This window comes from Ruegeria sp. CDSB117 (genome assembly GCF_059611005.1).
The window spans coordinates 1-6,503 of the sequence record NZ_JBXWOS010000056.1 but is presented as its reverse complement, the minus strand read 5'-3'; the positions used below and the strand labels follow the sequence as shown (position 1 = coordinate 6,503).

At 53.3% G+C, this 6,503-nt stretch carries 8 protein-coding genes; 1 reads left to right on the top strand and 7 read right to left on the bottom strand.

From position 1 onward, the window contains the following. Positions 1-541: 541 nt before the first annotated feature. From AC2FJC_RS23555 to AC2FJC_RS23530, 6 genes are all read right to left on the bottom strand, one after another. The gene (locus AC2FJC_RS23555; RefSeq protein ID WP_496742126.1) at positions 542-1,366 is read right to left on the bottom strand and encodes an MBL fold metallo-hydrolase; all 825 of its coding nucleotides are present in this window, start codon (positions 1,364-1,366) and stop codon (positions 542-544) included. Positions 1,367-1,398: 32 nt separating this feature from the next. Then, positions 1,399-2,022: a dioxygenase family protein gene (locus AC2FJC_RS23550; RefSeq protein ID WP_496742124.1), complete on the bottom strand. Its 624-nt coding sequence runs from the start codon at positions 2,020-2,022 to the stop codon at positions 1,399-1,401. Between the two features lie 15 nt (positions 2,023-2,037). Continuing rightward, complete coding sequence (locus AC2FJC_RS23545; RefSeq protein WP_496742122.1) at positions 2,038-2,430, bottom strand: DoxX family protein; 393 nt, start codon at positions 2,428-2,430, stop codon at positions 2,038-2,040. A gap of 91 nt (positions 2,431-2,521) precedes the next feature. Beyond that, the gene (locus AC2FJC_RS23540) at positions 2,522-2,911 is read right to left on the bottom strand and encodes a nuclear transport factor 2 family protein (protein WP_496742120.1); all 390 of its coding nucleotides are present in this window, start codon (positions 2,909-2,911) and stop codon (positions 2,522-2,524) included. 261 nt (positions 2,912-3,172) lie between these two features. Next, entirely contained in the window at positions 3,173-4,036 is an 864-nt protein-coding gene (locus AC2FJC_RS23535) for an MBL fold metallo-hydrolase (protein ID WP_496742118.1), read from the bottom strand. A 17-nt stretch (positions 4,037-4,053) separates the two neighbouring features. Continuing rightward, positions 4,054-4,659 carry a DsbA family protein gene (locus AC2FJC_RS23530; RefSeq protein WP_496742116.1) on the bottom strand — a complete coding sequence of 202 codons (606 nt, stop codon included), beginning with the start codon at positions 4,657-4,659 and terminating at the stop codon, positions 4,054-4,056. A gap of 96 nt (positions 4,660-4,755) precedes the next feature. Between AC2FJC_RS23530 and AC2FJC_RS23525 the strand changes: the two genes are divergently transcribed. Then, positions 4,756-5,658, top strand: a complete 903-nt coding sequence (locus tag AC2FJC_RS23525; protein WP_496742114.1) for a LysR family transcriptional regulator — start codon at positions 4,756-4,758, stop codon at positions 5,656-5,658. A 180-nt stretch (positions 5,659-5,838) separates the two neighbouring features. On the opposite strand, the gene AC2FJC_RS23520 is transcribed toward AC2FJC_RS23525, so the two are convergent. Beyond that, complete coding sequence (locus AC2FJC_RS23520) at positions 5,839-6,408, bottom strand: hypothetical protein (protein WP_496742112.1); 570 nt, start codon at positions 6,406-6,408, stop codon at positions 5,839-5,841. Positions 6,409-6,503 lie beyond the last annotated feature (95 nt).

The window sequence follows — 6,503 nt, the reverse complement described above, 5'->3', positions numbered from 1 at the left end:
CGAAGGTCTTCCTGTCAGCCATCGCACTCGCGGCCACCGTTCTATTCTGGTTGTAAATCAATGAGTCTGGAGCCTAAGGCCTGGCCGTTGATCGGCCGTGATTTTCGGGCACGAATGACTGAGGAGCCGGAGGTCGCGACCAACATTGTCCCGTTTTAAAGCCAAACCCGCAGTTCCGCAGAACGCGGATGGAACGGTCTGGTCACAGGTTCAAACGATCCTTCACGGACGTGATCCTCAGCTTTGGAGCAGTTGGTTCCAGCATCTGAGCGAAGTTGAGAGGGCAGGGGGAGGCGTTAGCTAATCGCGCCCTCGCGTTTCATGGCAGAGTACATCGCTCAGTAATGGTCTGCGTGCTTATTGGCTGCCTACAGTCGGGTAGGCCCAGAGATGAGAACTTTGCGCATAGATGCAAGCGAATAGTCCGCTGCTGGCTTCGCGTTTGTGGGTGTGCCAGAACCGGGGTGGCCCGAGACTTGCATCTATGTTGACGGTAAAACCAAGCGCCTGTGCTACAAACTCAAAACCAGCAAGATTTTCCTTACTCAACTGCTCCGCTGTTGATCAAATGCTGAGCCATGCCGCGCACATTACTCGGCCGCCAGGATTCGTATTGCTGCCAATGGCTTCGTCCGGTGTAGGTAAGTTCTTCGACCAGTTGGTTCGTCGATTTGCCAGCTTGCAGCCCTTGCAAAACATCTGCGCGCAGTTCTTCCATATAGAGCCGAACGTTTGTTAGGTCGTCATGATTGCCTACGCGACCGTGGCCCGGCACGAAGATATCGAAATCGAGCGCTTCGGCGGTGAGTATCTGCTGATACCAACCCTCAACATTGTCACCACCCAAGCTGGTGTAGAACATGCGTTCGGGTGCAGCGACATCGACTAGAAAAACAACATTTTCAGGGCGCACGACCGTTGCGATCATGTCCTCTTCGTCTCCTGGCCCAAGATAGGTCAGTTCGATCGTGTTCTCGCCCAGCTGCAAGCTATGCTCCTGATCAAACTGGACGTCGAGACTAACGCCCCCCAATGTTGCCGGAGCATTCGAATGCGCGATGGCCTGAACATCGTCGCCATAGACATCACCGCCCGAGGCGTGATCGCCATGCGAATGCGAGAAGATCAGATGCGTTACAGGTTGGTCCGTTAGTGCGGTAAGATTGTCTTGCAGCTGCTGTGCCGTACGGCCGTTCGGATCGACAACAAGGGTCCCTTCGTCGGTGGCGACAACAAGCGAATTGTAGCTGCCGTTCTGGAAGTAATAGACATTGCCTCCAACATGGGTGAAGGCATCTGCGGATTGTGCTGTGGCAATGGCTGGGGTCAGGATTGCTATGGCTGCGGCGATCAATGCATTATTCATAATCTGTTCCTTTCCTGATCCGACCGAGACCGTCAGACAACAATGTTTACGATAGTTTCTGTGCCTTTCGGCCCATCGGTGTATGCCATGGATACTGCCCGGGCTTCCGCCTTCGACATCCTGCGATAGAGCCCGTCTTTCGCATTGTCTGGATCACCATCAATGTAGAATTGTGTGGTCAGAAGCTCTCGGCTTCCATCGAAGACTTTCACATGGATATGGGGTGTTCGCCCCGGATACTTGGTTGGCCTGATTGTGCGGAACGCATAATTGCCAGCGCCATCCGTGATATCGTGACCAAAACCCTGAAAACCGTGATCGTAAGGCACTGGACGATCATCGCCGGGGTGCAAGTACTTTCCATTCACGTCACATTGCCAAATTTCGATGCGCGCACCCGCTATCGGGATGCCATTGCGACCGGTAATTTGACCTTTGAGCGTGATGATTTCTCCGCCTGCTTCGCGAACAAGCCCTGCGATCTTCACCAAGTCATTGTCGGTATCGTTCACGCGCATCGATCTGGTCGGATAAAACGGCCCTTCTGCAGCGCGCGGTGTCAACTCAGCCGCCAACGCAGTCCGGGACAGGAGTAAACTTCCCGTAGCAGAAGTTATTCCAGCAAGAATTTTTCGGCGCGATTTTGAATGAGTCATCCAATTCCTCCTCAGCTATTCGCGGCCCATCTTTGCATCAAGGCTCCAGCGACCTGGGCCGGAAAATACAAAGTACAGGAAGATGAAGCAGTACAAAATTGCGGCATCGCCGGCATTCAGGATCGGATAAAAGTTCTGCGGGGCGTGGGCTATAAAGTAGGCGCTGGCCATCAAACCGGACAGAAGGAACGCGACCGGACGCGTAAAAAGGCCCAGAACAATCAAGCCACCGCCGAAAAGCTCCATCATTCCAGCAAACCATGACATCGAGAATGTCGCGACCTCCCACTCTGGCGGCGCAGGGAAGTTCAGTATTATCTGGGTTCCATGCGCCATAAACAAAAGGCCTGTCATGATCCGCAGAATGCTGAGAACCCGCGGGGATTGCTTGTTCAGAACTGCTATCATTTTCTTCATTCCCGAGATTTGATCGGCGGCACGGTTTTGGGCCCGGCGACCGATGTTGAGTGAAACCGTTATTCAGATGAAATGGAGTGACCTATTCCATCGCTCCCTTTACAGGCGCGCTGTCCACGAACTGTTCGAATTTTACGATTTTGCCGTCTTCGACCTGCCAGACATGTGCAACGCGCGCCGAAAATGCCTTACCGGTTGCATTATACGTCCCGTAGTAGGTGCCGTAGGCGACGACGCGTTGGTCATCGGCTACATAATTTTCAGGGTCAAACCGATAGTCGGTCCATTCTGAAGCCAACCGCGCAAACACGTTTTTCGCGATCTCGTCAAAACCGGTGTAAGTACCCGCATAGGGAAAACTCGCTGCCTCGGTCCATTTGGCGTCAGGAGCCAGATGCGCCTGAAGGCTGCGACCGTTTTCTTCGGAGGTTTCGCCTTCATAGGTGCTTTTGACAATTTCCAAAGGGGTCATGTTTTGCTCCTGAGCGTTGACGGCAAATGTTGTCGCCGAAACGAATGCAAACAGGACAGCACCAATGGTGCTGCATTGCGTGATCTTGGTATTCGCGAACTTACAAGACATAAAATTGCTTCTCTTCCTTACAGCGAATGCAGTGTGGTTCACGGCAAACTGAATTTTGTACTGTTGGTGATTGGGCGCCGGATTTGATGGGCCAGCGCCCAATTTGAAATACAGAAACCGAATTGGACGGCCTCTGATGCCGGTTTAGACTTACGGCCAGGAACGCTCGCCCTCGATAACCTGGGCGCTTAGTTCCAGATCGCTCACGTTCTCAAAGTCGGGATAGGCCGCCTGCATCGCGGCGATCAATTCTGCCGAACCTTCCGCCTTGTCCGCGGCTGCCTCAAACGCGGCGACATATTCCTTTGTGAAATCAACGATGCTTGCGTTTTCTGCGCTGTCGCCGATCACGTGGCCCGGAACAATCCGCTTGGGGTTCAGTTCCAGAATCTGGTCCAACGTTGCACGCCAGCTGTCACGGCTTTCCGGGGTTTGGTTGTCGGCCATCCAGACATGCACGTTTTCATAAAGGACAACGCCGCCCAGCACGGTTTTTTCCGAAGGCACCCACAGGAATGTATGAACCGGATCGTGTCCATCGAGGCCGATCACCTGCACGGTTTCACCATCGACCGTCAGGCTGTCGCCTTCCAGAACCTCAGGCACAATCAATTCGGATGGGGCGTTCGCGTCCAAGATCGGGCTCCAGAAATCGTATTTGAGCTGGATGGTTTTCTCGATGCCTTTGACGGTCTCAGGTGTCGCGACAATTTTGACATCCGGGTAAGCTGCGCGGATCGTATCCAACCCGAAATAGAAGTCAGGATCCTTGTGGCTGATAAAGACGGTCGTCAGGGATTTACCCGTCGCCTTGATCATATCAACCAGTTGCTGGGCATCGTCCTTTTCGAACTGGGCGTCCACCAGGATCACCTCATTCGGGCCTTCGATCAGGTTCGATGAGACCGGGAACAGGCTGCCTTCATTCGGGCTGAAGGCCGTGATGGTGAGATCAGCCGCAAAGGCTGCGGTGGACAGCAGCATGGCTGCAGTAGAAGTGAGGATCGTCTTCATAGGGATGCTCCTTGCATTTATGCGGCCAATGCCGCGATCTCTTCAGGAAAGTGGTAGTAGGTTGAGACGTCGACTTGGGTTGCTCCGCCGTCGGTTTGCATCACCAAAGTCGGGACACCTTGCGACCCGAACCGTGATTGCAATTTTGCAGCGTCCGTACTGATCTGCCGGGCGAGGCTTCTGCCATCGTCCGGCGGACGGTTCACGCCGAATTCAATCAGAGCACTACGAACCGCTTCGCTGTTACCAGCGGAAATACCGTCGACATAACGTGCCTGTTGCAAAACATGTGCCAGCTTCATCTCCGCCATGGCGCCTTGATCATGAACCAAAGCTGCGGCGTATGCGGTCAGGCTGGAATCCAGCAACTCATCCGGGTTTCCCAGAATGTCTTGAACATAAGTGTCACTGAACACTTGGCCGGTCAGCTGTTCAATGCGTCGGTCGTATTGCAAAGCCATTCGAGCGAAGCCATCGCCCATTCGGTATGCGTTTGCGCCCTGGAACAAATGGCGATGCATAACGGTGACATCAGCACCACTCTCAACCAGCGCGTTGATCACCGGTGCCGCGCCATAGCACCAGCCGCAATAGGTATCGTAGATGTAGGTGAAGCGCGTCATTGCAGTCTCCGTTTTGGTAAACCACAAGTAGTGCGCCGCCATTGTTGACTAAAGACAATATCTGCAGACACAATGTCAGTTAAAAAGTGACGAATGATGAAAAAATCGAACTTAAATCGTCTGGAGTACTTTGTTGCCATCGCGGAAGAGGGAACGATTACTGCGGCCGCTGAACGAATGCGTATTAGCAAGGCGGTTGTCAGCAAGCAGCTTCAATTGCTGGAGGAAGAGCTTGGTGCAACTCTTGTTGTGCGTAACTCTCGCCATCTAAATCTCACGGAAACCGGACAATCCTTCTATGAGGCCGCGCGTGCATCAGTGGCGCAGGCCGAAGAAGCTTATGAAATGGTAAAGCAAGGGCGCGCTGAACCGACTGGAAACCTGCGCATCACCGCCCCTCTCGATATGGGCGTAACATACGTTTCACCGGTCGTGGCCGAGTTTCGCATCGCCTATCCGGCTGTCACGATTGATTTGACGCTAAGCGATACGCGGTTCGACCCGGTCGAGGCACGATTTGACATTGCATATCGGGTAGGCTGGCTTGCCGATTCCGCCAACGTCGCGCGCAAGTTGGCCGACTTTCAGCAAATCGTAGTGGCGTCGCCTGACTTGGTTGAGCAACTTGGGCGACCAGAACATCCGGAACGATTGGCAGCGTTTCCGTTCGTCGAACACAGAGCCTTACCAAACTCACTGAATTGGAAATTTAGTAAAGCTACCGGTGAAACCTGTAACGTTCAAATGAACCCCGCGCTGCGAGCAGACGTAACACCAGCGATCAAGGCAATGGCAACCGAAGGGGCCGGGATTTCCATTCTGCCAGATTTTTTCGCTAAGAGAGAAATCGAAAACGGTGGACTGATCCGGCTTGTACCGGACTGGGCGCTTCCAACAGGAGGTATCTATGCCGTCTACCCCCCCACGCAGTTCCGATCAGCTGCGACAAAACAGTTTGCGGAATTGTTTGCAGAAAGACTTCGCAACAGTCTGGCGTAAGAGAAGAGTGGTGAAACTCAATTAACATTCGTGTCCGTCTAACATTGAAACGCGCGACCGCTAAGCAGAGCGTTGCAAGGCTGCCGCGAAAGTCGCCTTTGCCCGACACGGCGGACAAAGGCGCTCCTCATTGTTGACTATCGAACGACCGCTGTGAGCCCAAAGCGGAAGTTCACTCGTCTAAGGCGAAACAAGTGGTTTTGGGCGATTTTGCATTAGCCTAATCCCAAGTAACAGAGATAAACAACCAAACGCCAATCCCCCTGCGAGGGCATTTGCAATGAAAACACCACCAAATAGGGATATCGCTGTTCTTCCTGCCTGCTCGATAGATGTGCCCGCTACGATCGATACCCAGTCTTGCAGGTACAATGCGAACAGGACCGAGAACCCCACGGGTGAAATGATGAGCGCTGTACCGAGAGAGGCCAATCCTCGCCCGAAGACAGCCCGCAGTGTTGACCCTTTCAAAACTATTGCGGCTGTGAAAGCAAAAACAACAAATGCAGAGAGCAGGACTAGTAACATATCCACAATTGGAGAGAGGTCTTTCGTGACCGTCCTTGCTAGAGCCGAGGTGAAGGGCAATAGAACAAAGGTAGCAAGCCCTGCGGCAAGGTGCCCGGTGAACAATTTTGGTAACTTGCCAGACGAGCGTTTGTCGCTCCGGTTTTTTGGCTTAGGTGGTTTGGGCAGATCCGGATCAATCTGATCCCACTGCACGGATTTTGGTTTTGGACGAGAAAGCATAACAGCGCCCTAGGATTGTTAGGCTCCAGACTCATTGATTTACAACCAGAATAGAACGGTGGCCGCGAGTGCGATGGCTGACAGGAAGACCTTCG